We start from the raw sequence: 25101 nt of genomic DNA on the forward strand, positions 1-25101 counted from the left end.
GGAAAACCGCAGGTCAGGGCACGTTCGCGAGGTGCGCCTGGAGGCGGGCGTGCCGGAACTGGTAGACCGCGCCGACCTGGCGCAGCACCCCGCGGCGGCAGGCGTCGTCGAGGAAGTCGGCGACGTCCCAGGGCAGCCGCCCGGTGAGCGGCAGCCACACGCGCGCGAACACCAGCCACTGGCCCCACGCGGTCAGGCTGGTGCCGATCGCGAGCCCGATCACCGGGCCGAGCACGAGGTCGAGCGCGACGGCGCGCGGGTCGACCCGCCCGGCCGCGAACGTGATCACGAACAGGTGGGTGAGCCCGAGGACGAGCCCCCACGCGAGGAAGGCGAACACGACGGTCGCCCGGTTGGTGCGCAGCAGGCCGGCGGGGCTCACCACGGACCGGATGTCCACCGGCGCCTCGAGACCGGCGGTCAGCCCCCACCCGAACCCGATCACCGCACCGAGTCCCGTCCCGGTCGCGAGCGCGCCGAGGAAGCCGAACCCGACGAGGCCCATCGGGTCGAGCCCCGCCTCGGCCGCGAGCCCCAGCACCACCCCGAGCCCGGCGCCGCCGACCACCCCGACCCCGAACCGCGGGGCGAACCTCGTCCGCAGCTGCCGGGCGCCGCCGCGGGCACGCAGCCGGACCCGCGACGGTTCGAACGCGCCGCCGCCGAACGTGAGCCCGGCGCCGTGCGCGGCGCCGAGCGCCAGCCCGAACCCGAGCCAGTTGCCTGCGCCCGCGGTGAGCCCGACCAGGCCGTTCCCGCCGGACAGCAGGTCGACGAGCCCGATCGTGACGCTGGTGAGCAGACCGATGACCAGCCCGGACAGCAGCCCGACGACGAGCGTGCGCGACAGCCTGCTCATCGTGGCGCCCAGCCGCCACCACGCGATGTCCGGTGTGCCGAGGCGGTTCGCGTGCCGTGCGAGGTACCCGAGCCAGCCCCGCACCCGGCCGGGGTCCCGGTCCCGGTAGACCGTGGGGATGAAGCTGCCGAGCAGGTGGTCCTCGAGCGCGTACTGGCTGCCGAACCGGTCGGCGTCCAGCAGCTCGGACGGGTCGCGCCCGACGGGCCCGCTGTAGACGGCGCGGGCGAGGCCCACCATCAGCGGGGTGGTGAGCACGGCCCGGAGGTTGACGCACGCGGGCCGGCCGGGGTGCTCACGCAGCTCGGCGAGGACCGGGTCCCACGCGGTGGCGCCCTTGGTGCGGGGCAGGTAGTCGACGAGGTCGCCCACGGTGAGGTCGACGAGCCGGACGGCCGCGGCGGCGGTCAGCGCGTCGGCGACGGCGACCCGCGCGTACTCACCGGGACGGCTGGTCAGCACCATCGGCATGGTGGTGGCGTTGAGCGCGTCGAGCGCCGTCCGGTGCAGCCCGGTGGCGAGCTCGTCGAAGCCGTCCAGCACCGGGAGGACGCGGCCGGCCTCGACGAGGTCGGTCGCGAGGGTCCCCGCGCCCGCCGCCAGCCCGGGGTGGTCGCGCACCAGCTGGGCGGCCAGCCAGTCGCGGAACCCCGTGGTGGCGGGGTTCCACGCCCCGACGTCGAACACCACCGGCACCGGGTCACCGTGCTCGCGGGTCCGCAGCATGTCGAGCACGAACCGCGCGGCGAGCACCGACTTGCCGGACCCGGCCCGCCCCAGCACGACCAGCCGCCCGGACGGGATCCGCCGGTAGACCTCGGCGATCTCGGGGAGGCGGCCGCCGAGGTCCAGCGGTGCCGCGGACTCGCCCGGCAGCACGCGGCGGATGTTCGCCCAGTGGTCCATCACGTCGTCGGGCGCCACCTCCCAGCCGACCGGCAGCGGGAACGGGTCCTGGACGCGGCGCAGCTCCTCCTCCCGGACCCAGCGCGCCCCGACGGCGTGCGCGAGGTCGTCGGCGGCCTCCGCGAGCCGCCGGTGGAACGCCGACTCCGGCCGGTGCGCGTGCTCGGCGGGCAGGTCCCCGCCCTCGGCGACGGCGAGCATCCGCGCCCGGTCGTCGGGTGTGAGGCTGAGCGCGTCGGCGAGCAGCCGGACCGTGTCCAGCTGGGGGTTGGCGCTCTCCCCCTTCTCCAGCCTGCGGATGGTGCGCACCGCGAGGCCCGCGCGTTCGGCCAGGACCTCCTGCGTCAACGCCGTCTGCCGTCGGAACTCCCGCAGCATCACGCTGAACTGGCTCGTCACACCTCGCACCGTAACGACCACGGTGGGGCGTCATGGGCGTCTCGGGGTGGTCGTCGTTTCCAGAATTTCCAGAGTTTCCGCCCGCTCGCGGACACCTCACCGGAAACCGCTTGTCCGGACGTCGGCGGCGCCACCGACGAACGTCATCAACCCGATCGCGACGAGGGACAGCCCGAAGAGCCCGATCATCGCGTGCGCGGTCGGCGCCGGGTAGGCGAGCACGACGACACCGCACGCGAAGCTGACCGCACCCGACGCGGACGTCCAGCCCCCGGCACCGGACACGCCGTGGAACAGCTCGATGCCGCCGTTCACCAGCCACGCCACCCCGAAGAGCACGACGAGGACGGCGGTCGCGTGGAAGGGCGACCGCAGGCACAGCAGTCCCGCCACCACCAGCAGCAGGCCGAGGACCAGGTAGAGCGTCCGCACGCCGCCGTCCCGCCGCAGCGCGGTGACCGCGCGGACGACCCCGGCGACGACCAGGTGCACGCCGACGATGACGGCCACCGTGGCCACCGCCGCGCGTGGCCACATGAGGATCAGCAGGCCGGTGACCGAGGTGAAGAGACCGAGACCGACCCGCCAGCCGTGCGACGGGCGCGTCGAGATGACCACCTTGGCGCGCGTGTGCCCGTTCAGGATCATCCGCTTTTCCTTCCACGACAACGACATCGGGGCGGATCCGACGATCCGGTACCCCCACGGCCGGCACCTCGCCCGTGCCGGGTGAGTCGCGCTCAGGAGCCGCGCCGCGCACCCGCGAGTCCGCTGTGGACAGCGGTGCCGCACAGGACGCCCAGCGCGATCGCGAGGATCGCCGCGAGCGGCGGCACGAGCTGCGCCACGGCGGACGCCGCGGGGTCGGTGACCGCCTCCGTCACGCCGATCAGCCCCACGGCGCCCGGCGCGAGCAGCCAGAACGCGGGCAGGAACGTCACCTGGGCAGGCGGCCCGGCGGGGAGGCGGGACACGGCGAGCGCGACCGGCGTCATGGCGAGCGCGCCGACGAAACCGCTGCCGTTGGGCCCGAGCAGCCACTCGCCGGCGAGCTGCCCGAGCCACGCGGTGCACAGGACCGCCATGAGCCACGGCAGCGCGCCGCGTGGCGCGGAGAAGTAGACGGACACGGCCACACCGAACAAGACGACCCCCAGCGTCGGCGCCCACCAGCCGAGGACGTCGCCGGGTTCGTCGCGTGGCACGGCGTCGCCGGGCAGCCCCGCGAGCGCCGCACCCGCGACGATCCCCGCGGTCAGCAGGAGCAGCTGGAAGGCGCCGTACACGAGCCGTCCCGCCCCCGCGACCATCTCCCCGGACGCCAGCTCCATCGTGCCGGTGACCAGCACGCCGCCCGGCAGGAACGCGACCAGCGCCGCGACGAGCGGGCGCAGCCCGGGGTCGGCGAACCCGTGCCGCACGGCCGCGAACGCCACGAACCCGGCCACCGCCGCGGCCACGACCGGGATCAGCACGCTGACCGTCCGGTGGCCCGGCACGGCCAGCCGCAACCCGCCGACCAGCGCGCCGAGACCGGCGGCGAGCACCACGTCCCGCAGCGACGGCCGCAGGAGCAGGCACAGCCCGACCGTCATCACCGCGTGCCCGGCCACGACCGCGACCCGCCCGCGCCGCGGCGGCAGCGTGCGCATCTCGTGCAGCCTGCGCAGCCCGTCCGCTGGCGCGACCGCACCGCGCTCCGCCTGCCCGACCACCTCGTAGACCACCGAGATCTGGTCCAGCCGCAGCGCGCCGGTGAGCTGCGGCACCGACTCGATCGTCGCCGGGCCCGCGGCGTCGAGCGCGATCACCAGCGCGGTGGGCAGGACGATGACCCGGACCCCGGCGGCCCCCGCCGCGACCGCGATCCGCGTCATCCGCTCCTGCGTCTCGCCGACCGCCGCCCCCGCGAGGCTCAGCGCCCGGCCCGCCTCGAGCACGAACGCGTACAGCTCGCCGTCCGCCCGGCCGTTCACACCGGGCGCCGCACCGCGGCGCGGGCGACGGCGGTGAGCGTGCTCGTGACCGCGATGCCGATGACGAGGTTGAGCACGGCGGTCGCGGCCCGGCTCGCGAACCCGGTGGCGAGGCCGAGCGGCACCGCGGTGGCGATCGCCGTGGCGAGTGCCATGATCCACGTGAAGAAGCGCCCGTACCGCGGTGTGGTCAGGGCCAGCACCTGCAGCAGCGCGGTGGCGACGACCGCGACAGCGGCCGCGGCGAGCGCGTAGGTCACCGTGCCGGCGCCGCCCCACACGCCGTCGCCCCGCGGCGCGAGCACGGCGACGTCCAGCAGTCCGCGCGCGATCACGATGCCGGTGACCGCGACGAGCGCGGCGACGAGCGCGGTGGCGAGCCCGCCCGCCCACAGCCTGCCCGCGTCCAGCCGGGCCGTCGACGGCGGCGGACCGGTCATGCCGGCTCCCCGTCCGCCGGGGGTCTCGCGGTGCCGCGTGGCGGCGGCAACGCGCGTTCGAGGCGTTCGAGCAGCAGCGGGCCGATCATGACCACCGCGATGACGACGATGACGAGCACCATGGCCTTCTCCTCTCTCCGGGGGGCGCCTCACAGCAACCCGCGCCTGCGGGCGACGGTGATCGCGTCGCGGCGGTGGCTCACGCCGAGCTTGCGGTAGATGCCGCGCAGGTGGGTCTTCACCGTGTTGACCGAGACGAACATCGTGTGCGCGATCTCCTCCGCCGTGCGCATCGACGGCAGCTCGGCGAGCAGGGCCTGTTCCCGCTCGGTCAACCCGTCCGTCGGGTCCGGCACGGACGACGGCAGCCGCGACAGCACCTCGGCGGCGAACGCGTCGAGCCTGCCGAACCGGCCCGCGCCACCGGCGAGCAACGCGCGCACCGACTGCCCGGCGTCGCGGAACACCCGCATGGCGCTGTGCGGGGCGGACCGCCCCAGCGCCTCGGTGAGCGCCTCGTGCGCGCGGCGGTCCTCCTCGCACCGGTCGGCGAGGTGTGCCTCCAGCAGCCAGGCGTGCACGGTCGTCGCGGGCGAGAACGTCCGCACCTCGCCGTCGAGCACCGGTTTCAGCAGCCGCCGGGTCGGCCCGACCTTTCCCTTGTGCGCGTGGAGGATCGCACGCAGCAGCACGCTCTCGCCGCTCTCCCCCAGCAGTTCCCGCACGTTGTCCAGCACCTCGGCCGCCCACAGCCACTCGCCGACGAGCAGCGCCATCCGCTGGTGGATCGGGGCGGTGTAGGCGATCAGCACCGGCGGGACCGCCCGGCCGCTGAGCCGCTGCCAGTGGTTGCGCAGTCCCACGACGACCTCGTGCGGGTTCGCGGCGTCCTCGAAGTCCACCACCGCGTCGAGCGTGCGGGACAGCAACTCGATCGTCGGGTCGACGGGCCCGTCCGCCAGTTCCGCCGCCACCGCGGCGAACTTCCGCGCCCGGTCGATCTCGAGCCGTTCGTAGGCCTCGATCCCCAGCAGCGTGTAGGCGTAGGCGCACCGGGACGTGCCCGCCCACTCCCTGCGTTCCGCGACCGCGAGCGCCGCCCTGGCGCGGACACCCATCCCGGCCAGGTCACCCTCCGCGCCGGCGAGGGCCGCGAGGTGGGTCTCACATTGCAACCGGACCCCGTCGCGCCCCTCGGTCTCCGCGAGGGTCAACGCCCGGCGCAGGTCCAGCACGGCCGCCCGGTGCCTGCCCAGCCACGCCGCCGCCACACCGCGGTTGACGAGCGCGAGCAGGTCGACGTCGACGTCCCCGGTCTGCCCGGCCCGCGTGGCGCGCAGCGCGGCGAGCGCGTCGGCCACCTCGCCGTCCAGCCGGTTCCGCTGCAGGTGCACGGTCGCGTGCAGCGCGCGCAGCCGTTGCGTGCGCAACGGGTGCGCGGCGTTGTCGACGCTGCGCAGGAAGCGGTCGACCACCGGCACGTCCCCGAGGTCGAGCGCCGTGGCGGCGGCGACGAGCGCGACCGACGGTCTGGCGAGGATGTGCGGCCGGACCGAGTCGAGCACGCGCCGCAGCCTGCGCGCCTGCCCGTCGAGCACCTGCGCCAGCCCGAACTTCGCCACCAGCCGCGTGACGAGGTCGTCGTCACCGGAGGCGGCCGAGTGCTCGATCGCACGCAGCTCGTCCCCCGTGCCGAGGTACCACCCGGCCACGGTCCGGTGCCGATCGCGCAGCGCCGACATCTCCCGCCGGCCGAGCTCCGCACGCAGGTAGCCGCGCAGGAGCGGGTGGTAGCGGTAGGACCTGCCCTCCCCGTCCCGCCGGGACACCACCACACCGGACCGTTCCAGCCAGTCGATGATCTGGCCCGCGTTCTCCTGCCCGGACAGCTCCGCGGCGAGCTGCGTGGTGAACGTGGGGCAGACGCACGTGGCGAACATGAACTCCTGGACCTCGCCCGGCTGCCGCGCGACCACCTCGGCGATGAGGTAGTCGGCGACCACGTGCTCGTCCCCGCCGAACGCGGTGATGCGCTCGCCCGCCGACCCGGCCTCACCCATCGTGAGCGCGGCCAGGCGCAGCCCGGCCGCCCACCCCTCGGTCCGTTCCATCAACAGACCGAGTTCTTTTCCGGAGAGTTCCACGCCTTCCCGGACGTACAGCAGGTGTGCCTCGGTCGGGGTGAAGACGAGATCACCGGGACCGATCTCGCGCAACCGTCCCTCGAGCCGGAGCCGGGGAAGAATCAACGGTGGCGGAAATCGGGCGACGAGGACCACGGGCAACAGGCACGGTGCGTGGCGCAGTAAGAAATTCACCGTTCGCAACGTGGTGTCCGACCGCAGGTCGTGCACGCCGTCGAGGACCAGCACGACGGGCTCGGACGCCTGTTCCAGCGCCTCGACGAGCGCGGTGAGCACCCTCGGGTACGGGTCGTCCGCGGTCGGCGCCGGCTCGCGCCCGCCCCAGACCCCTGTGGACGCCAGCGCCTGGCAGACGGCGGACCAGAACCGTTCCGGGTCATCGTCCTCTGTGTCCACCGAGACCCACGCGACGCGGGTCGCGGTGCGGGAAACCCGTTGGCGCGCCCAGGTTGCGAGCATCGTGGTCTTGCCCGCGCCCGCGGGCGCGCACACCAGCGTCACCGACGGCCCGACCTCGGTCGCCGCGACGGCGGCGTCGAGCAGCAGGTGGAGCCGCTCGCGGACGAGGACGTTCGGCGCGGTGGCGGGGACGCGCACCTTGGTCGCGGCGACCGGCACGAGCCGGTCCCCCGTCCTCGCCTCCCCCGGTTGCGCGGTATCGGCCGTGTCATCAGAAGTACCGGCCCCATTCGGTCGCATCATTCTCCCTGTCGTCGAACAGTAAGACCTTCATGCGTCAACACCCCGACCAGTCGAACAGAAAACAAAAACGGCGTGCACATCCCGGCTATCCCTCCCCTGCGCGAGAACTGTCGGACGCCGCCACCAGAAATATCAGGCGCACGATGTTGCGAAATCCACCGACGCTTTCCGCGAGGAAAATATCCGCCGCTATCCGGCCCGCGACGACCCCGTCGGCGGCGCCCTCGTCACCCGCGTCGTGCGCCGAGACGGCGAGCGATAGCGCCACCCCCGCGAGCGCCATTCCGACCCGGTTGCGACCCCGCGAACTCCCCATGCGGCACCCACCTCCACCAGCGGCGTGACCTGTCGCCACGCCGGACGGAGCCATACTGCGCGACGGGCGGAGGACGGCTCTTCCTCCCCTCCGGGTGAATGGCCCCGACAACGGCTCACACTCGCCGGGTGCCATATCACGAGAAGATGTCACGGTCACGATTGCGCGCTCCCGTCGGGCGTCAAATCAACCGAACTCGTCGATCCGGACAGTGCCGCGGTGGCACAGCGTACATTGCCCCCGGCCAATGCGGTTCGCCGTCCGCCGGGATTCCCCGGCACCGGGCATCCAACCACCATTCCACGCCGGCGAGCGGATTACGAATCGTGCGCCACCTCGCCCGTCGCGGGCGAGGTGGCGCACGCCGCGCCGGTGTGACCGTTACCCGGACGTGAACCACCGGCGGAAAGGAATCCGATGAGCGAGCACCCACGTCTCGACCGGCCGACGGTCCCCGTGACCGACTGGCTCGAACCCGGCCCGGACGCGGACGTCCGCACGCGCACGAGCGCGTGGACCGGGTGGCTCGCGTTCGCGGGCGTCCTGATGGTGATGACGGGCGCGCTCAACGCCACCAAGGGGCTCGCGAACGTGCTCGCCGACGAGTTCTACGTCGTCGCCCCCGCACAGGTGCTGACCTTGGACTTCACCGCGTGGGGATGGCTGCACATCGCGGTCGGCGGGCTCGTCGCGCTCACCGGAGCCGCGCTGCTCACCGGTGCCCGCTGGGCGCGGCCGGTGACGGTGGTGGTCGTCGTCATCACCGCCGTCGCGCAGGTCGCCTGGGTGACGGTCTACCCCGTGTGGTCCGCGGTGGTGATCACCCTGTGCGTGGTCGTGATCTGGGCGGTCGTCCGCCACGGCGACACGGCCGGCGACCGGTGACGCCGTGCTCCCGGCGAAGGTCCCGGTGGTGCCACGCGGGCTCGCGATCCTCCTCGGCACGGCCGCCGCGGTCGTCGTCGTGGCGGGTCTGCGGGCGGCCGCGTGGCTCGTCGCGCCCACCCTGCTCGCGCTCGTCGTCGTGATCGCGGTCAGCCCGGTCCACAGGTGGTTGCGGCGGCACGGTTTCCCCGGCTGGCTCGCGACCGCCACCCTCGTCACGACCGTCTACGGCGTGTTACTCGTCTTCGCACTCGTGGTCGTGCTGTCCCTGGCGCGGCTGGCCGCGCTGCTGCCCGAGTACACCGAGCGCACGCGGGCGCTGGCGACGCGCGCGGCGGACACGCTGGCGGCGTGGGGCGCAGGCCCGGAACGGATCGGTGAGCTGGCCCGCTCGGTCGACCCCGGCCGGGTGCTGTCGTCCGTCGGCTCGCTGCTCGGCGGCCTCACCTCGGTCGCCACGAGCCTGGTGTTCCTGCTGGCGCTGCTGTTCTTCTTCAGCGCGGAGACCGGCGGCATCGACGTCCGGCTCGGCGCCGTCGGCCGGGAACGGCCGCAGGTCCGCCGCGCGCTCGACGGGTTCGCGGGCAAGACCCGCCGTTTCCTCGTGGTGACAACGGTCTTCGGGTTCGTCGTGGCGGTGCTCGACACGTTCGCCCTGCTGTTGCTGGGCATTCCCCTCGCCGTGCTGTGGGGACTGTTGTCGTTCGTGACGAACTACATCCCGAACATCGGGTTCCTGCTCGGGGTGGGGCCGCCCGCGGTGCTGGCGCTGCTCATCGGCGGGTGGGAGCGGACGCTCGCGGTGCTCGTCGTGTACAGCGTCGTCAACTTCGTGTTGCAGTCGCTCGTCCAGCCGCGGTACGTCGGCGACGCCGTCGGCCTGTCGACGGTCCTCACGTTCGTGTCGCTGGTGTTCTGGGCGTGGGTGCTCGGTCCGCTCGGCGCGCTGCTCGCCGTGCCCGCGACGTTGCTCGTGATGGCCGTCCTCGTGGACGTCGACCCGAGGGCCAGGTGGGCGGCGGCGATGCTGCGCGCACCCGACCGGCCGCGCCGCCGGTCCCATCCCTGGCGGGTGAAGCGCACCGCGGGCGCGGCCGGATGCGATGGCGTCCCAGGCAACTGAACGAAAGGGATGGACCATGGCGACGTTGACCATCTGGCGGTTCGACACCCCCGACGGCGCGCGGCACGCGGCGAACCGCGTGGAGTCCCTCGCCAGGAACCAGCTCGTCACCGTCCACGACGCGGCGGTGGTGTGGTGGCCGCACGACGTCAGGCGGCCGAAGCTGCGCCAGCTGAGCGGTCTCGCGGGACGCGGCGCGCTCTCCGGCGCGTTCTGGGGCATGCTGTTCGGCCTCATCTTCTTCATGCCGCTCCTCGGCGCGGCCGTCGGCGCGGCGGCCGGGGCGGCGGGTGGCGCGCTCACCGACGTCGGCATCGACGACGACCTCATCCGCCGCGTCCGCGACCGGCTCACGCGGGGCACGTCCGCCTTGTTCCTGCTGACCTCCGACGCGGTGGTCGACAAGGTGCGCGAGGTGTTCGCGGACGGCGAGGAACCGGAGCTGTTGTTCACCAACCTGTCCACGGACCAGGAAGAGGCGCTGCGCGCGGTGTTCGCGGAGGAACAGGACGCGGAGACCAGGCCGTGACACTGGACTGCCGGAGCGCACCCGTCCGCGGGCTGCGGCGCTACGTCCGGCTCGTGGCCACCGCGCTCGGCCGCAACGCCGACCGGTCCGTGGTGGAGTGGACGCACCCGGTCGACGCGCACCTCACGCTGCACGACCGGCTGCACTGGTGCCCCGACCGGCAGGTCGCGCTCGGCTGGAACGCGAGCGAGGGCTGGACGATGTTCCTCACCGCGCGGTCGCGGGGGTGCCGGACCCTGCTGCGTTTCCTCGGTGACGACCCGCTCCCCGCACCCGGCGCGGTGGCGGCGTTCAGCGCGGGCATGTTCCACGACGAGTTCACCGGCCAGACGCAGCCACCGCCGCGGCGGTCGGCCGCCGACGACCGCGATCTCGTCGCGCGGCTCGCCGGGTACGCGCTGCCGCACGTCGTGCACCGCGAACGCCGCTACCCGCGCCGCGTTCACCTCCGCGGGGTGATCACGTCGTGGCCCGGCCGTGCCTAGCTTTCGGTCGTGGAACCGACAACGACGACATCGACCGACACGCGGAACCTGGCGCGGAAGTGGCCGCCCCGGCCGTTCACCGCCGACGACTACGCCGCCAGGATGGCACGCACCACCCGGGCGGCCGAGGCGGCCGGACTGGACGGTGTGCTCGTGGCACCCGGACCGGATCTGGTCTGGCTCACCGGGTACGAACCGACGGCGATCACCGAACGGCTCACATTGCTCGTGCTGACCCCCGGGGTCCGCCCCACCCTGCTCGTGCCGACGCTGGAACGCCCCGACGCCGAGGCGGCGATCTGCACGACCGGCGCCGGGGTGGCCGACTGGGACGACACGACCGACCCGTACCGGACGGCGAGCGCCTTCCTCAGACCGGACGGGACGTTCGGCGTCTCCGACGGGGCGTGGGCGAGCCACCTGCTCGGTCTCCAGCGGGCGCTGCCGGGCACCACCTACCGGGGGCTGAGCGACTGCCTGCCCATGTTGCGGGCGGTGAAGGACGAGGCCGAGCTGTACCGGCTCACCGCGGCGGGCGCGGCGGCCGACGCCACCTACACCGAGATCGTCCGCATGCCGTTCGCGGGGCGCCGGGAGTACGAGGTCGCCGCCGACCTCGCCCGGCTGCTCCGCGAGTTCGGCCACGAACGGGTCGACTTCACCGTGGTCGGCTCCGGGCCGAACGGCGCCCGTCCGCACCACGAGGCGGGCGACCGGGTCATCGGCCGGGGGACGCGGTCGTGCTGGACTTCGGCGGTCTCCTCCTCGGGTACGGGTCGGACACCACGCGCACGGTGAGCGTCGGCGAGCCGGCACCGGAACTGTCCCGTGTGCACGAGGTCGTGCGCACCGCGCAGCAGGCCGCGTTCGAGGCCGTGCGGCCCGGCGTCACGTGCGCGGAGATCGACCGGGTCGCGCGGGACGTCGTCACCGAGGCCGGGTACGCGGCGGCGTTCATCCACCGCACCGGGCACGGCATCGGGGTCACGACGCACGAGCCGCCGTACCTCGTCGCGGGCGAGGAGCAGGTGCTCGAACCGGGGATGTGCTTCTCGATCGAACCGGGGATCTACCTGCCCGGCCGGTTCGGCGTCCGGATCGAGGACATCGTCACGGTCACCGCCCACGGCGGGCGCAGGCTCAACAACACCGACCGCGCGCTGCGGGTGGTGGCGTGAGCACCGAGGCCGGGGCCGGCAAGCGGGCGATGACGGTCCGGGGCGCGGCGTTCCTCGGCGTCGGGTCGATGGTGGGCGCGGGGATCTTCGCGCTGCTCGGGGAGGCGGGGGCGGTCGCGGGTTCGGCGGTGTGGCTGTCGTTCCTGCTCGCCGGGCTGGTCGCCGCGCTGCAGGGGTACGCGGTGGCCAAGCTCGGCGCCCGGTACCCGTCCTCCGGCGGCATCGTCACGTTCCTGATCCAGGGGCACGGGCGGGGACACGTCACGGCGGTCACGTCGTGGCTGCTGTACTTCGCGGCGCTCATCGTGACCGCGATGGTCGCGGTCTCGTTCGGGCACTACGGCACCGACCTGTTCTTCGGCGGCAGCGCCGTCTGGGCCAAGGTGCTGACGTCCGCGGTGATCCTCGTGGTCGCGACGATCAACATCGCGGGCGCGCGGTTCATCGACCGGTTCCAGACCGCGATCGTGCTCGTCCTCATGGCGGTGTTCGCGGTGTTCCTCGCGGTGACGCTGCCCCGGCTCGACCCCGGCCTGCTCGCGCCGTCCACCTACCCGCCCGCCTCGGACGTGGTGTCGAGCGTGGCGCTGACCTTCTTCGCCTACCTCGGGTTCACGGTCGTCACGTTCACCGGCGGCGACCTGCCGAACCCGGCGAGGAACCTGCCGAAGGCGATGTTCCTCGCGCTCGGCATCACCACCGGGCTCTACATCCTGGTCGCCACGGGCGTCTTCGGCACGCTGACCGTGGACCAGGTCGTCGAGAACGGCGACACGGCGCTCGCCGAGGCCGCCCGGCCCGCGCTCGGCGACGCCGGCGTCGTGATGATCGCGGTCGCCGCGATGCTGTCCACCTCGTCGTCGGTCAACGCGAACATCTACGCGGCGACCGGCTCCACCGCGCAGCTCGCGCGGGCGGGGCTGTTCCCGCCGGTGTTCGGCAGGCTGGCCCGCGTCGGCGGCACCCGGGGTCTCGTGATCTCGGTGGCCGCGATCCTGGTGCTGGCCAACCTGGCCGACCTCACCGCCATCGCGTCGCTCGGCAGCGTGGTCGCGCTGGCGATCTTCCTCGTCACGGCCACCGCCGCCTTCCGGGTGCGGGCCGAGATCGGTGCGCGGCCGTGGGTGCTCGTGGCCGCCATCGTCGTCACGCTCGCCGTGCTGGCGGTCTTCGTCGCCGACACGGCGCGGACGGCCCCGCGGACGTTCTCCGCGATGGTCGGGATCCTCGGCCTGGCCGTGGTCCTGGACGTCGTGTGGTCGGTGGTGCGGCGCAGACGATCTCACACCCGGCGGGCGAAGCCCGGCGCGGCGGCCGGATCGGACGCTTGAGCCATGACGCAGTCCACGGATCGACCGGTAGGCCGGCCGAAGGCGCCCGCCGCCGCATGGATCTCCTGGGTCGCGCTCGCACTGATGACGACCAGCTCGGTGGCCAGCCTGCGGCCGGCGCCGACGATGGCCGTCTACGGCCTCGCGTGCGTGTTCCTGTACCTGTTGCCCGCGCTCGTGTTCCTGCTGCCGACGTCGCTCGTGTCGGCCGAACTCGCCTCCGGCTGGTCCGGCGGCGTCTACAACTGGGTGGCCCGCGGCATCTCCAAGCCCGCCGGTTTCCTCGCCGTCTGGTGCCAGTTCGCGATGACGATCTTCTACTACCCGAGCCTGCTCGGGTACGTCGCGAGCACCCTCGCCTACGTGTTCAACCCGGACCTCGCCGCCAGTGGCCTCTGGACGGCCGCGGTGATCGTCGTCGCCTACTGGTCCGGGGTGTGGATCTCCTCGCGGGGCACCAAAGGCGTCGCCGGCCTCGCGAGCGGCGGGCTGATCATCGGCACGCTCGTCCCCGGGGTGGTGCTGGTGGTCCTCGGCATCGTGTTCCTCGGGCAGGGCAACGTGTCCGCGGCGCCGATGGACGCCGGTCACCTGCTGCCCGCGTGGGCCGGGCTGGCGAGCCTGGTGCTCATCGTGAACAACTTCCTGTCCTACTCGGGCATGGAGATGAACGCGGTGCACGTGTCGTCGCTGCGCGAGCCGGGCAGGCAGTTCCCGAAGGCGATGTTCTTCGCCACCGGGCTCGTGCTCCTGATCTTCATCCTGCCCGCGCTCGCGATCAGCTGGGTGGTGCCCGCCGAGGAGCTGTCCCTGACCGCCGGTGTCATGCAGGCGTTCGACGCCGTGTTCGCGCAGTTCGGCTGGCAGATCCTGACCCCGGTGGTCGGCGTCATGCTGGTCACCGCGTCGCTGGGCGGGATGCTGACCTGGCTCGCGGGCCCGTCCAAGGGGCTGCTGCTGATCTCGCGCGAGGAGGGCTACCTGCCGCCGTGGCTGCAGCGGCGCAACAAGCAGGGCGTGCAGCAGAACATCCTCGTCGCGCAGGGCGCGCTGACCACGGTGATCGCGCTGCTGTACGCGTTCATCCCGGACGTCTCCAGCACCTACTGGATCTTCTCGGTGATCACCACCCAGGTGTACCTGATCATGTACCTGCTCATGTTCGTGGCCGCGGTGCGGTTGCGGCGCAAGGAACCCGGCCACCCGCGCGGCTACCGCGCCCCGATGCTGGTGGGGCTGTGCGGGGTCGGCTTCGCCGCGTCGCTCGCCGCGCTGCTGGTCGGGTTCATCCCGCCGTCGCAGTTCGGCTCCGGCAACGCGGGGGTGTACGTCCTCGTCGTCGCGGGCGGCGCGCTCGGGCTCGGCCTGGTGGTGCCGTACCTGTTCTACCGGTTCAGGAAACCGTCGTGGCGGCAGCCGGAGGTGGCGTCGTGACCGGGAAGCGCGAACGGATCATCCTCTACAGCGTCGTCGGCGCACTGCTCGTGGTCCTCGCCGCCGTCGGGGTGGTGACGTGGCGCGGCGCGCGGGAAACCCGGGACGCGCAGGCGAAGGCGGACCGGCTCGTCGCGGCACTCGTCGAACTGGGCGCGACCGCGCCGGACCGCGACCAGGTCGTCCGGGTGCTGGGCACCGACGGCGGCCGGGTGTGCGCCGACCCGAGCGGGGCCCTCAACCGCGCCGCACAGCTGGGCGGCATGACGAACGGCGCGGGCGGACCGGGCACCAGGCCCGTGCTCGCCGACAGCGAGCTCGTCCAGGGCGAACTGGCGATCATCGCGATCTACTGCCCCGGCGAGCTGTCCGAGTTCCAGGAGTTCGTCGACGACCTGCGCACCGCGGAGCTGACCGATGAGTGAACTGCGGGACCGGATCGCCGCCTTGCTGCCGAGCGCACGCGACGACCTGGCGGAGCTCGTGGCCATGCGGTCGGTGGCCGACGCACGGCAGTTCCCCGCCGAGGAGTGCGCACGCGCCGCGACGTGGGTGCTGGACGCGTTCGTCGCCGTCGGGTTCACCGACGTCCGCCTCGTCCCGACCACCGACGGGAGCCTCGCGGTGCTCGGGGCACGGCCGTGCGGGGACCCGGACGCGCCCACCGTGCTGTTGTACGCCCACTACGACGTGCAGCCGCCCGTCGACGAGGCGGCGTGGCGCACGCCGCCGTTCGAGTTGACCGAAGTGGACGGTCGCTGGTACGGCAGGGGCGCCGCCGACTGCAAGGGGAACATCGTCGCCCACCTCACCGCGCTGCGTGCGCTGGGGAGCGACGTCCCCGTCAACCTCAAGCTGGTCGTGGAGGGCTCGGAGGAGCAGGGCACGGGCGGGCTGGCGGACCACCTCCGGCAGCGCCCGGAGGACCTGCGCGCGGACGCGATCCTCCTGTGCGACACCGGGAACGCCGCCGTCGGCAGGCCGGGACTCACCGTGAGCCTGCGTGGCATGGTGAACCTGGTGGTGACGGTGGAGACGCTCGAGTCCGAGGTCCACTCCGGCATGTACGGCGGGCCCGCGCCGGACGCGCTCGCCGCACTCGTCGCGATCCTCGCCACCCTGCGCGACGCCGACGGCAACACGCGGATCGCCGGCATGGACGGCGACCGGACGTGGTTCGGCGAGCCCTACCCCGCCGACCGGTTCCGCGCCGACGCCGGTGTGCTGCCCGGGGTCGCCCTCCTCGGCGACGGCGAGGTCGCCGACGTCCTGTGGGCCCGCCCCGCGGTGACCATCCTCGGCATCGACTGCCCGCCGGTGCTCGGCTCGTCGGCCGCCATCGCCCCGAGGGCATCGGCACGGCTCAACCTGCGGGTGCCGCCGGACATGGACCTCGACGACGCGGAGACGACGCTGGTCGACCACCTGCACGCCGCGGCGCCGTGGGGTGCGCACGTCCGGGTCGAGGTCGAGGCACGCGGCGCACCCTTCCGCGCCCCGGTCGACGGCCCGGCGTACCACGCGATCGCCGAGGCCATGCAGGAGGCGTACGGCGTCGCGCCGACCACGCTGGGCCAGGGCGGCTCGATCCCGCTCGCGACCGAACTCGCCCGGGCACACCCCGGCGCCGAGATCATCCTGATGGGCGTCGAGGAGCCGCGCGCGCTGATCCACGCGCCGAACGAGAGCGTCGACCCCGCCGAGATCGCGGGCATCGCACTGACCGAGGCGCTGTTCCTGCGCCACTACCCGGCCAAGCGCCGAATCGCAGACCGAGGAGCCCCACGATGACCACGCACGCGAAGGACACGCACGGCCTCGTCACCGACGACGCCCCCTCGAACTGGGCGGGCGGGCTGGTGACGTTCGCGGGCGTCATGCTCGTGGTCGCCGGCGTGTGGCACGCGCTCGCCGGCATCGCCGCGCTGTTCAACGACGACCTCTACATCAGCACCCCGGACTACGTGTACGCCCTGGACCTGACCGGCTGGGGCTGGGGCCACCTCGTGCTGGGCCTGCTGGTCGTGGCCACCGGCGGCGCGATCCTCAACGGCCGCACGTGGGGCCGGATCGCCGGCATGGTGCTGGTGGTGCTCAGCCTCATCGCCAACTTCGTGTTCATCCCCTGGTACCCGGTCTGGTCGCTGGTGATCATCGGGCTCGACGTCGCGGTGATCTGGGCGCTGGCCGCGTGGCGCCCGAAGGGCGGGGTCTGATTCCGGGGCCACCCGGGGGAACCCGCGTGGGCCGAACGTCCCATTGCCCCTGCCCCGGGCCGATGGGACGTTCTCCCCATGCGTGTCGTCCCCCTCCTCGCCGCCGCCGCGCTCGGCGCGTCCCTCGTCCCGTCGCCCGCCGTCGCCGCGCCCGTGCCGCTCGCCGGCCCCAACCCGTACCTGTCGTGGCTGCCCGACACGGCCCCGGCGGACGTCGCGGCGTGGCAGGCCAGGATGGCGGCCGGGTCCGCGAACCGCGGATCCACAGTGGACAGTTCGGTGCCGGTGGTGCGCGAGGCGGAACCGGCGGGCACGCTCGGCCGCAACGACACCCTCGCGCAGGCCGAGCGGGTGGCCGCGCGCACACGCGTCCTGGGTCGGCTGTCGCCGTCGGCGGACACCGGTGACGTGGACGTCTACCGGTTCGAGCTGCGCGCGGGCGACGTCTTCGCGGCCAAGGTCACCGGAGCGGGCCACCGCCTCACGATCTTCGACCCCGCCGGCACGCAGCTGCAGGGCTCGGCGCAGGACTTCACGAGCCTGTACCCCGAGTCCTCGCCGCTGCCCAGGGGCGGCAACGCGGTCGCCGACCACGTCGCGGCCGTCGGCGGCACGCACTACCTGGCGGTCGCGGACGGCGACGGCGACTACGAGGTGGTGTTCCAGGCGCACCGGCCGCCGTTGGAGCGGGAACCGTTGCCGCAGGTGGTCTTCCTCGACTTCGACGGCGCCATGGTCGACATGGCGAGGTTCGAGATCGAGCCCAACCCCGGGGTGCGCACGCTGAGCCCGTTCTCGGCGTTCCTCGGCCAGTGGGGCCTGACCGCGGCGGACGAACCGGCCGTGGTCCGCCGGATCGTGCGCACCGTGCGGGAGAACCTGGCCGAGGACGTGCCGCACGCCCGGCTGCTGGTGCTGAACTCGCTGGACCACCCGGACCTCTTCGGCAGGCGGAACGTCAGCCGGGTCGTCGTCGGCGGCACCACCGAGGAGGCGGGGTTCGCGACCGTCGGGATCTCGGAGTCCATCGACCCCGGCAACTTCGCGCACGAGGAGTCCGCGCTGGTGCTGCAGGACTTCCTCGCCCAGCCCGCCGGGCCGCCGGTGTCGCTCAACACGTACCTGACGGCGGCGAGCGACCGCGTGGCGTTCGTCGGCCGCGCCATCGGCAACGTCGTGTCGCACGAGATCGGGCACTACGTCGGCAGCTGGCACACCGACAACACGAACACGACGCTGAACCTGATGGACGCGGGCGGCGGCCCGTACGTCGCCGACTTCTTCGGCGCGGGCCCGGACCGCGTCGGCGGCACCGCCGACGACACCGACACCGACCTCACCACGGACGTCTTCCGCCCGCTCGAGGAGTTCACCGGCCTCGAGGACACGGTCACCCGCACGCGGTACGGCCTGCCCGCCTCCTGGCCACGCCACTGAGACCCGCCGTGAGCCGCCCCGTCGTGGGGCCGGGGCGGCTCACGGCCACGATCGCCGGCCGGGGGCGCTCCCCGACGAGCGGTTGACCACACGGTGAGCGCCGGCGGCGCGGCTCACACGCGGTCGTCGAAGAGCTGGGTCCACCGGCCGTCGAAGCCGCCTGCCGCCGCCGTGTACCAGGTGCCCGTGAGCCAGACGCCGGACTCGCGGTGGTCGGCGCTGTCGACGATGCCCGTGTGCACGAAGAAGTCGTGCTGGCGCCAGTAGGCGTTGTGCGACGCGAGGTCGCCGCTCGCCACGCCGCGGCTGCGGCCCGCGCTGTCGAGCCCGACGCCCTCGTAGCCGCCGAAGTCGTCCGACCCCGAGATCTCGTCGGCGTTCTCCTCACCGGAGTAGGCGCCGTAGAACCAGTTCTTGGACAGCACCCCCTCGCGGCCGTCGGTGAGGTCGGACGCGCCGCTGTCCCGGGACGCCGTGTAGAAGCGCTGCAACCCGGCACTGACGACGGCCGTACCGTCCTCCGCCGTCACCGGGCTCTCCAGCAGCACGTCGCTGCTCTTGTCGGCGAGCCAGTGCGCCTGCCAGTTCGCGTGCTGCCAGTGGGTCGGCACGACGTCGGCGAGGTCCTGCAGTTCGTACGTGATCCGCTTGACCGCCTGCCACGGCACGCCGGTCCCGTTGTCCACCTTGCTGGCCAAGGCGTTCGCCGTCGCCGCCGTGACGGGCTGGGCCCGCCACGTCGCGACCGCGGCCGCCGAGGTCTCCGGCACGAACGCGTAGTGCACGTTCTTCTCGTTGTCGTTGTTGATGTCGGTCTCGGCCTTGCTCGTGCCCGCCATCCGCGCGGCGATCGTGCTCCACGGCGTGGTCGCGAACCGCAGCTCGTGGGCGTGCGGGTTGATGTTCGGCAGGTCGAAGTCGCTGTGGTCGGCCTGCCACAGCAGCAGGTGCTTCCCGGTCGCGGTGGGCATGAAGTTCACGGCGCTGTCGGTGCCGCGCCGCATCACGTGGTCCTTGTGGCTCGTGACGGTCACGTGCCCGACGGTCTCCCCCGTGCCCGGGTTGCCGGTGACCCCGCGCAGGACGATCTCGATCCGTTCCCAGTCGTGGATCTCGGTGAAGTCCTTGTCGGCGGCGTTGTACACGTGGTACAGCAGCACGAGGTTCTTCGCCCCGGCCTCGGTGTACTCGATCAGCGCCGTGTACAGGGTGGGCCGGATCCGCCAGTGGGGGTTGGCGCCCGCCGTCGCGTACTGCCCGACCGTGCGCCACTCCACGCGGTTGTCGCTGAAGTTCCCGTCCCGGTCGAAGTCGTAGTTGGACAGCCAGTCGCTGCCCTCGCGCCCGTTGTTCTCGTCCCCGCGCTTGAGGATCACCGGCGCGTAGTGCGCCAGGTAGGCCTGCCGCTGCGCGGTGGTGAGGCTCCACACCTCAGCCGCCGCGCTCGACCCCGGCCACGCCACCGATCCCGCCGCCAGCACCAGTGCGAGCATCAGCACTCGTAAACCCGTCACCACAACCCCCGACGTCGTGATCCAGCCCACCCAACTTAGTCGGAACCGACCGTCGTGGGCATCGGCCGTCTGCCGGGTTCCCCCTGCCTGCTGTCGGGCGAGCAGTGACCGGTCAGGCCGGCCGCACCGGGATCTCCGGGGAGTCGGTCAGGCCGAGCTTGCGGCGGGCCCGCTGGTAGAACGTCGTCATGCCGAGGCGCACGACCCGCGCGGCACTCGGCCGGGCACGCAGCTCGATGCGGTCGCCGGGACCCACGTAGCCCGCGACCTCGCCGTCGACCTCGACCGCGAGCCGCCCGCTGGTCGGCAGCATCTCCAGCTCCACCGCGTCGTGCACCGACAGCACCACGCCCCGGCTGTACGCGGAGTGCGGCGCCGCCGGGGTGACCAGCAGCGCCTCGACGGCCGGGCTCGTGATCGGGCCGCCCGCCGAGAAGCTGTAGGCGGTCGACCCGGTCGGGGTCGCGACGATGACGGCGTCGGCCGCGTAGCTGACGAACTCCTGCCCGGCCACCCGCACGGCCACGACCGCGCTGCCGTCGCCGGGCACCCGCACCACCGCGACGTCGTTGAAGGCGGTGACTGTCCGGTCACCGAGCCACGCGTCGACGGCCAGCCGCGGCTCGACGGTGAACTGGTGGTCGTCGATGGCCGACAGCGCCGCGGGCAGGTCGGGCACGTCCACCTCGGCGAGGAAGCCGAGCTTGCCGAGGTTCACCCCGAGCACGGGGGCGCGCTGCCCGTCGGCCAGCCGCATCGCACGCAGCATCGTGCCGTCGCCGCCGAGGCTGACCAGCAGATCCGAACGGCTCGCCAGCTCGGCCGCGCTCACCGCCACGGCAGCGCAGTCGAGCCGCACCACCTCGTCGGCGACCCCGAGGATCTCGATCCCCCGGTTCGCCGCCCATCCCAGGATCGCCTCGACCGCCGCCGCGGAGTCCCGCCGCGGGTGCAACACCAGTCCGGCCGCGTGCATGTCACCGTTCCCCGAAGGTCGTCATGGCCCGAGTCTGCCCGCACCGCGGCGGAACGGCCTCCCGGAACCGGTTCCGGCACCCGGCTTTGGCCGGTGATCTTCTCTTCGGCTGGTGGTGTTTCGGGCTTGTCGGGTCGCCGTCCGGGGTTTCGCCGTCCGGGTTTCGCCGTCCGGGGTGGTGTCCTCGCCGGACGGGCGTCCTCGCCGGAGGGCGTCCTGCCGGACGGGCCTCCTCGCCGGAGGGGCTGGTCTCCGGGATGGCGGCGGGTCTTGCACGGGGCTGGTTTGGCAGGGACTGGTGTCCGTGGTGGTGCCTGCCATCCCGTCGACCTCCCACGGGCTATCACACCGCGTCAAGGGGGCCCGGCGGCTTTGGGTATGTGGGTGCGTCGTGCTTCGGGCCCCCTTGACCCGGTGTGATCGGGCTTCGCCAGGTCGACGGGATGGCAGGCACCCTTCAGGGGGTTATGGGGCTTCGCCCCGCTTCGCGGGGTTCGGGCGCTGCGCGCCTCGGCTGGGGTGGCTGACGGTCACGCGCAGCGGAGCAGCGCCCGGTGCTCGCGGCGCTGGGCGGCGCCCGGTTCCTGGTCGGTGATGTGCACGCGCACGAGCCTGCGCCCGCGGACGCGTACCCGTACCACGCTGCCCGGGGCCAGCGTCTGGAAGTGGTCCGCGATGAGCAGACCCGTGCGGGACCGCGCTTCCGCGCCGAGTTCGGCCGCCGGGAGGTCGAGCAGGAGGAGCCGCAGGCCCTGGTGCTCGGCCACGGCGCGCAGGCCCGGGCCGAGGCCCGCGCTCGCCAGCACGGGCGGGTAGATCACCGAGCCGACGCGGCGGAGGTTCTCGAGGATGGCGAGCACCCGCTCCTGTGCCACGGCGACCTTCTCCTCGACCCTGGCGTCGGCGGTGGTGGCGGAGATCATGCCGAGTTCCAGTGCCAGCACCGAGATGTCGGCGACCGCGCCGTCGTGCAGTGTCCTTTCCAGACCGACCCGCTGCCGCACGTGCACCCTGCCGGGCGGGCAGAGCAGCCCCGGCAACCACGCACCCAGACGGCGCACCCAACCGACCACACCACGCACCCTGCCAGCGTTCTCGGCGCGCGCCCGCGGGACAAGGGTGCGGTCCCTCCCGCCGGGTAGGGATATCCCCCGCCCCGTGTTGCTCCGCACCGTAATCAACCTGCGATTATCTGTGATTGACTTGACTTGCGTGGGGTTGCTTTGATGGCGCGGGGACTGATCACAGGGAGGTGTCGTGCGCTACGCGGTCGGTATCGACCTGGGCACCACATTCACCGCGGCCGCCGTCAGCCACGTGGACGGTACGCGCATGGTCGCGCTGTCGCACGACATCGTGGTGCCCGCGGTCGCCTGTCACACCGCGGACGGGAAGCTGCTGACCGGCAGCGCCGCCATCGAGGCCGCGGCAGGCAACCCGGCCCGGCTCGCCCACGGCTTCAAACGCCGCCTCGGCGACCCGACGCCGCTCATGCTCGGCGGTGCCGCCTACTCCCCCGCCGCGTTGATGGCCGCGCAGCTCCGCGACGTTCTCGGCCAGGTGACCAGGGCGATGGGCGGGCCGCCCGCGTCGATCGTGCTCACCTGCCCGGCGATCTGGGGGCCGTACCGGCGCGAGCAGTTCGCCGAGGTGCCGCGGCTCGCCGGGATCACCGACTACGAGCTGATCACCGAACCGGAGGCCGCGGCCCGGCACTACAGCCGCGAGCGCACGCTCGGCGACGGCGAGACCGTCGCGGTCTACGACCTCGGCGGCGGCACCCTGGACACCACCGTCCTGCGCATGCGCGCCGGCGCCATGGAGATCCTCGGCACCCCGGAAGGCGTCGAGCACCTCGGCGGCATGGACTTCGACGACGCCCTCGTCGCCCACCTCGACGAACGCCTCGACGGCGCGATCAGCAGGCTCGACCCGATCGACCCGGCCGCGGCCGCCGCGCTCGCCGACATCCGCGCGCTGTGCGTGCACACCAAGATCGAGCTGTCCACCGAGCCGGACGTGGCGCTGACCGTGCCGCTGCCGTCCGGGCCGCGGGAGGTGACGGTCACGCGGCTGGACTTCAACGCCGCGATCCGGCCGTCCGTGGAGCTGACGATCGGCGCGCTGCGGCGCACGATCGCGTCGGCGGGGCTGCGCGACGACGACCTGTCGGCGGTGCTGCTCGCCGGTGGCTCGTCCCGGATCCCGCTCGTGACGCAGCTGGTGTTCGCCGAGTTCGAGAAGCCGGTGCGGGTGTCCCAGCACCCGAAGTTCACCGTCGCGCTCGGCGCGGCGACCGTCGCGGCCGCCGCGCTGACCAGGCCCGCGCCCGCCGTCGCGCCCCCACCGGTCGTCGACGCCGTGGTGGCGCCCGCGCGGAGCAGGCGCCGCTGGCTGGTACCGGCGGCCGCGGCGGTGCTCGTCGTGGTCGCCACCCTCGTCGCCGCGCTGATCATGGCCGGCGACGACGGGAACACCGTCGACGCGGCCACCGGCACCGAGCACCCGACCGCCACCACCACGACGACGACCACCCGCACGTCCACGAGCACGCCGCCCGCCACGATCGCCGCCCCGGGCACCGGTTCCGCGCAGGCGTCGGTGGACGCGCCGCCCCCGCCGCCGACGCCGCTGACGGTGTTCGGCGACGACCTCGCCGGCCCGTACCGGGCGTTCATCGCGTCGCCGGAGAAGTGGGACGGCACCGAGGTGATCGGCGGCTCGGCGGCGCACACGGCGATCTCGGCGCGGATCGCCGACGGGCTGCGGGTCACGTGGCACGGCGGCGAACCCGCGCAGGTGTACCTGCAGACGGTGAACGCGACGAAGGACCTGTCGTCCTACGTGGACAGCGGGGGCGCGCTGCGGTTCTCCGTGTTCGTGCACTCCGCGGGCGCGGGCACGACGTCGCTGGCCGCGCACTGCCGCTACCCGTGCGGCGCCGAGCTGGACGCCACCGAGCTGTTCCGGGGCCTGCCGTCCGGCACGAGCACCGAGGTCACCATCCCGCTGACGTGCTTCACCGCGGCCGGCCTCGACAAGGCCATGGTGAACACGCCGTTCCTCGTCTACTCCCAGGGACCGCTCGACGTGACGTTCCGTGACATCCGCTGGGTTCCCGGCGCCGCGGATGACCCGGATGCCACACCCTGCTCCGCCCTGTCGTGACGCAGGGTTGGTCAAGGGGGGTTATCCCTACGTCGTGACGCGGGATAACCCCCTGACCCGGAGGGAAAGCCCCAGCGACTTCGCCGTCCGCCGGCGCGACGCTTCTCCTCGAAGCGCACGCGAGACGGGGAGGTCGGGACATGGCCGGCAGCGGGGTCAGCATCGACGCGGTGATGAGAGCCCACGGCGCGGCTCTCCAGAACTACGCGAACCGCCTGACGGGCGGTGACCGGCACGCGGCCGAGGACGTGGTGCAGGAGACGTGGGTGCGGGCGTGGCGCAACCTCGACCGGCTCACCGAGAACCACGGCTCGGTCCGCGGCTGGCTGATGCGGGTGGCGCACAACATCGCGGTCGACCAGCACCGCGGCAGGCGTGCCCGGCCCACCGAGGTCGAGCTGCCCGACCAGGACCTCGAGTACACCGCCGTCCTGCCCCCGGCGAGCGACGAGGTGGAGACGAGGGTCGTGGTGAGCGCGATCCTGGACCGGATGTCCCCGGTCCACCGCGACACCCTCGTGGAGGTCTACTACGCCGACCGCACGGCCGCCTCCGCCGCGAAGGCGCTCGGCGTACCCGCGGGCACGGTGAAGTCCCGGCTGCACAACGCGTTGCGCGCACTGCGCACCCTCGTCCCGGGCAGGCAACTGGAAGCCGCCTGACCCCAACGCGATGCGGGCCCCCGGCATCCCGTGGGGGGACACTTGATCAAGCTCGCCACCGGCGAGCCACCCGCGAAGCGGGCGAAGCCCCCAACACCCACTGAGGGGTGCCTGCCATCCCGTCGACCTGGCGAAGCCCGATCACACCGGGTCAAGGGGGCCCGAAGCACGACCCAACCCCATGCCCAAACTCCCGGGCCCCCTTGACGCGGTGTGATAGCCCGTGGGAGGTCGACGGGATGGCAGGCACCACCACGGACACCAGTCCCTGCCAAACCAACCCCGTGCCCAACCCGCTGCCATCCCGGAGACCAGCCCCTCCGGCGAGGAGGCCCGTCCGGCAGGACGCCCTCCGGCGAGGACGCCCGTCCGGCGAGGACAAACCCAGGACGGGAACAACCCCCGGCGGGAAACCCACGAC

22 protein-coding genes and 1 pseudogene are annotated in these 25101 nt (G+C 73.2%); 13 read left to right on the forward strand and 10 right to left on the reverse strand.

The window, feature by feature from the left end:
* Positions 1-13: 13 nt before the first annotated feature.
* From ACYQ77_RS36195 to ACYQ77_RS36225, 7 genes are all read right to left on the reverse strand, one after another.
* Positions 14-2164 carry a helix-turn-helix domain-containing protein gene (locus ACYQ77_RS36195; RefSeq protein ID WP_459719874.1) on the reverse strand — a complete coding sequence of 717 codons (2151 nt, stop codon included), beginning with the start codon at positions 2162-2164 and terminating at the stop codon, positions 14-16.
* Between the two features lie 96 nt (positions 2165-2260).
* Positions 2261-2812 (reverse strand): DUF308 domain-containing protein, encoded by a 552-nt coding sequence (locus tag ACYQ77_RS36200; protein WP_459719876.1) that lies wholly within the window; start codon positions 2810-2812, stop codon positions 2261-2263.
* Positions 2813-2904: 92 nt separating this feature from the next.
* Positions 2905-4140: a threonine/serine exporter family protein gene (locus ACYQ77_RS36205; protein ID WP_459719878.1), complete on the reverse strand. Its 1236-nt coding sequence runs from the start codon at positions 4138-4140 to the stop codon at positions 2905-2907.
* Entirely contained in the window at positions 4137-4580 is a 444-nt protein-coding gene (locus ACYQ77_RS36210) for a DUF6069 family protein (protein WP_459719881.1), read from the reverse strand. The genes ACYQ77_RS36205 and ACYQ77_RS36210 overlap by 4 nt, the downstream gene beginning before the upstream one ends.
* Complete coding sequence (locus tag ACYQ77_RS36215; RefSeq protein WP_459719883.1) at positions 4577-4702, reverse strand: hypothetical protein; 126 nt, start codon at positions 4700-4702, stop codon at positions 4577-4579. The genes ACYQ77_RS36210 and ACYQ77_RS36215 overlap by 4 nt, the downstream gene beginning before the upstream one ends.
* A 27-nt stretch (positions 4703-4729) precedes the next feature.
* Positions 4730-7342, reverse strand: coding sequence for a LuxR C-terminal-related transcriptional regulator (locus ACYQ77_RS36220; protein ID WP_459719886.1), 2613 nt, complete (start codon positions 7340-7342; stop codon positions 4730-4732).
* A gap of 169 nt (positions 7343-7511) precedes the next feature.
* Positions 7512-7742 carry a hypothetical protein gene (locus ACYQ77_RS36225; RefSeq protein WP_459719889.1) on the reverse strand — a complete coding sequence of 77 codons (231 nt, stop codon included), beginning with the start codon at positions 7740-7742 and terminating at the stop codon, positions 7512-7514.
* 417 nt (positions 7743-8159) lie between these two features.
* On the opposite strand from ACYQ77_RS36225, the gene ACYQ77_RS36230 reads away from it, so the two are divergent.
* The 11 genes and pseudogenes from ACYQ77_RS36230 to ACYQ77_RS36280 all read left to right on the forward strand — a co-directional run bounded on the left by ACYQ77_RS36230 (position 8160) and on the right by ACYQ77_RS36280 (position 18360).
* A complete protein-coding gene (locus ACYQ77_RS36230) occupies positions 8160-8627 on the forward strand; it encodes a DUF7144 family membrane protein (RefSeq protein ID WP_459719892.1) in 468 nt (155 codons plus the stop codon).
* Between the two features lie 4 nt (positions 8628-8631).
* Positions 8632-9750 carry an AI-2E family transporter gene (locus ACYQ77_RS36235; RefSeq protein ID WP_459719895.1) on the forward strand — a complete coding sequence of 373 codons (1119 nt, stop codon included), beginning with the start codon at positions 8632-8634 and terminating at the stop codon, positions 9748-9750.
* Positions 9751-9766: 16 nt separating this feature from the next.
* Positions 9767-10279 (forward strand): DUF1269 domain-containing protein, encoded by a 513-nt coding sequence (locus tag ACYQ77_RS36240; RefSeq protein ID WP_459719898.1) that lies wholly within the window; start codon positions 9767-9769, stop codon positions 10277-10279.
* On the forward strand, positions 10276-10764 hold the full coding sequence (locus ACYQ77_RS36245; RefSeq protein ID WP_459719900.1) for a DUF6292 family protein: 489 nt from the start codon (positions 10276-10278) through the stop codon (positions 10762-10764). Before ACYQ77_RS36240 ends, ACYQ77_RS36245 begins: the two co-directional genes overlap by 4 nt.
* 102 nt (positions 10765-10866) lie before the next feature.
* Positions 10867-11942: pseudogene (locus ACYQ77_RS36250) on the forward strand (M24 family metallopeptidase).
* Positions 11939-13273: an APC family permease gene (locus ACYQ77_RS36255; protein ID WP_459719903.1), complete on the forward strand. Its 1335-nt coding sequence runs from the start codon at positions 11939-11941 to the stop codon at positions 13271-13273. The pseudogene ACYQ77_RS36250 and the gene ACYQ77_RS36255 overlap by 4 nt, the downstream one beginning before the upstream one ends.
* 3 nt (positions 13274-13276) lie before the next feature.
* Positions 13277-14707, forward strand: coding sequence for an APC family permease (locus ACYQ77_RS36260; RefSeq protein WP_459719906.1), 1431 nt, complete (start codon positions 13277-13279; stop codon positions 14705-14707).
* Positions 14704-15132 carry a hypothetical protein gene (locus tag ACYQ77_RS36265; RefSeq protein ID WP_459719909.1) on the forward strand — a complete coding sequence of 143 codons (429 nt, stop codon included), beginning with the start codon at positions 14704-14706 and terminating at the stop codon, positions 15130-15132. The genes ACYQ77_RS36260 and ACYQ77_RS36265 overlap by 4 nt, the downstream gene beginning before the upstream one ends.
* Entirely contained in the window at positions 15125-16498 is a 1374-nt protein-coding gene (locus ACYQ77_RS36270) for a M20/M25/M40 family metallo-hydrolase (protein ID WP_459719911.1), read from the forward strand. Before ACYQ77_RS36265 ends, ACYQ77_RS36270 begins: the two co-directional genes overlap by 8 nt.
* Positions 16495-16923, forward strand: a complete 429-nt coding sequence (locus ACYQ77_RS36275; protein WP_459719914.1) for a DUF7144 family membrane protein — start codon at positions 16495-16497, stop codon at positions 16921-16923. Before ACYQ77_RS36270 ends, ACYQ77_RS36275 begins: the two co-directional genes overlap by 4 nt.
* A gap of 78 nt (positions 16924-17001) precedes the next feature.
* On the forward strand, positions 17002-18360 hold the full coding sequence (locus ACYQ77_RS36280; RefSeq protein ID WP_459719917.1) for a hypothetical protein: 1359 nt from the start codon (positions 17002-17004) through the stop codon (positions 18358-18360).
* Between the two features lie 113 nt (positions 18361-18473).
* Here ACYQ77_RS36280 and ACYQ77_RS36285 read toward each other — a convergent pair whose 3' ends face one another.
* The 3 genes from ACYQ77_RS36285 to ACYQ77_RS36295 all read right to left on the reverse strand — a co-directional run bounded on the left by ACYQ77_RS36285 (position 18474) and on the right by ACYQ77_RS36295 (position 21911).
* Positions 18474-19874 (reverse strand): hypothetical protein, encoded by a 1401-nt coding sequence (locus tag ACYQ77_RS36285; RefSeq protein ID WP_459719920.1) that lies wholly within the window; start codon positions 19872-19874, stop codon positions 18474-18476.
* Between the two features lie 112 nt (positions 19875-19986).
* Positions 19987-20850, reverse strand: coding sequence for an NAD(+)/NADH kinase (locus tag ACYQ77_RS36290; protein ID WP_459719923.1), 864 nt, complete (start codon positions 20848-20850; stop codon positions 19987-19989).
* 530 nt (positions 20851-21380) lie between these two features.
* Positions 21381-21911: a histidine kinase gene (locus ACYQ77_RS36295; RefSeq protein ID WP_459719926.1), complete on the reverse strand. Its 531-nt coding sequence runs from the start codon at positions 21909-21911 to the stop codon at positions 21381-21383.
* 196 nt (positions 21912-22107) lie between these two features.
* Here ACYQ77_RS36295 and ACYQ77_RS36300 point away from each other — a divergent pair, with 196 nt between their 5' ends.
* Entirely contained in the window at positions 22108-24018 is a 1911-nt protein-coding gene (locus tag ACYQ77_RS36300; RefSeq protein WP_459719929.1) for an Hsp70 family protein, read from the forward strand.
* Positions 24019-24158: 140 nt separating this feature from the next.
* A complete protein-coding gene (locus ACYQ77_RS36305) occupies positions 24159-24680 on the forward strand; it encodes a sigma-70 family RNA polymerase sigma factor (protein WP_459719932.1) in 522 nt (173 codons plus the stop codon).
* The last annotated feature ends 421 nt before the right edge of the window (positions 24681-25101 follow it).

Source organism: Actinophytocola sp. KF-1 (assembly GCF_054661535.1).

Bases quoted from the DNA above. Each gene is read 5' to 3' on its own strand.
- ACYQ77_RS36305 (WP_459719932.1), top strand. From the start codon at position 24,159: ATGGCCGGCAGCGGGGTCAGCATCGACGCGGTGATGAGAGCCCACGGC.
- ACYQ77_RS36215 (WP_459719883.1), bottom strand. From the start codon at position 4,702: ATGGTGCTCGTCATCGTCGTCATCGCGGTGGTCATGATCGGCCCGCTG.
- ACYQ77_RS36225 (WP_459719889.1), bottom strand. From the start codon at position 7,742: ATGGGGAGTTCGCGGGGTCGCAACCGGGTCGGAATGGCGCTCGCGGGG.
- ACYQ77_RS36210 (WP_459719881.1), bottom strand. From the start codon at position 4,580: ATGACCGGTCCGCCGCCGTCGACGGCCCGGCTGGACGCGGGCAGGCTG.
- ACYQ77_RS36240 (WP_459719898.1), top strand. From the start codon at position 9,767: ATGGCGACGTTGACCATCTGGCGGTTCGACACCCCCGACGGCGCGCGG.
- ACYQ77_RS36275 (WP_459719914.1), top strand. From the start codon at position 16,495: ATGACCACGCACGCGAAGGACACGCACGGCCTCGTCACCGACGACGCC.
- ACYQ77_RS36230 (WP_459719892.1), top strand. From the start codon at position 8,160: ATGAGCGAGCACCCACGTCTCGACCGGCCGACGGTCCCCGTGACCGAC.
- ACYQ77_RS36260 (WP_459719906.1), top strand. From the start codon at position 13,277: ATGACGCAGTCCACGGATCGACCGGTAGGCCGGCCGAAGGCGCCCGCC.
- ACYQ77_RS36200 (WP_459719876.1), bottom strand. From the start codon at position 2,812: ATGATCCTGAACGGGCACACGCGCGCCAAGGTGGTCATCTCGACGCGC.
- ACYQ77_RS36280 (WP_459719917.1), top strand. From the start codon at position 17,002: ATGCGTGTCGTCCCCCTCCTCGCCGCCGCCGCGCTCGGCGCGTCCCTC.
- ACYQ77_RS36290 (WP_459719923.1), bottom strand. From the start codon at position 20,850: ATGCACGCGGCCGGACTGGTGTTGCACCCGCGGCGGGACTCCGCGGCG.
- ACYQ77_RS36270 (WP_459719911.1), top strand. From the start codon at position 15,125: ATGAGTGAACTGCGGGACCGGATCGCCGCCTTGCTGCCGAGCGCACGC.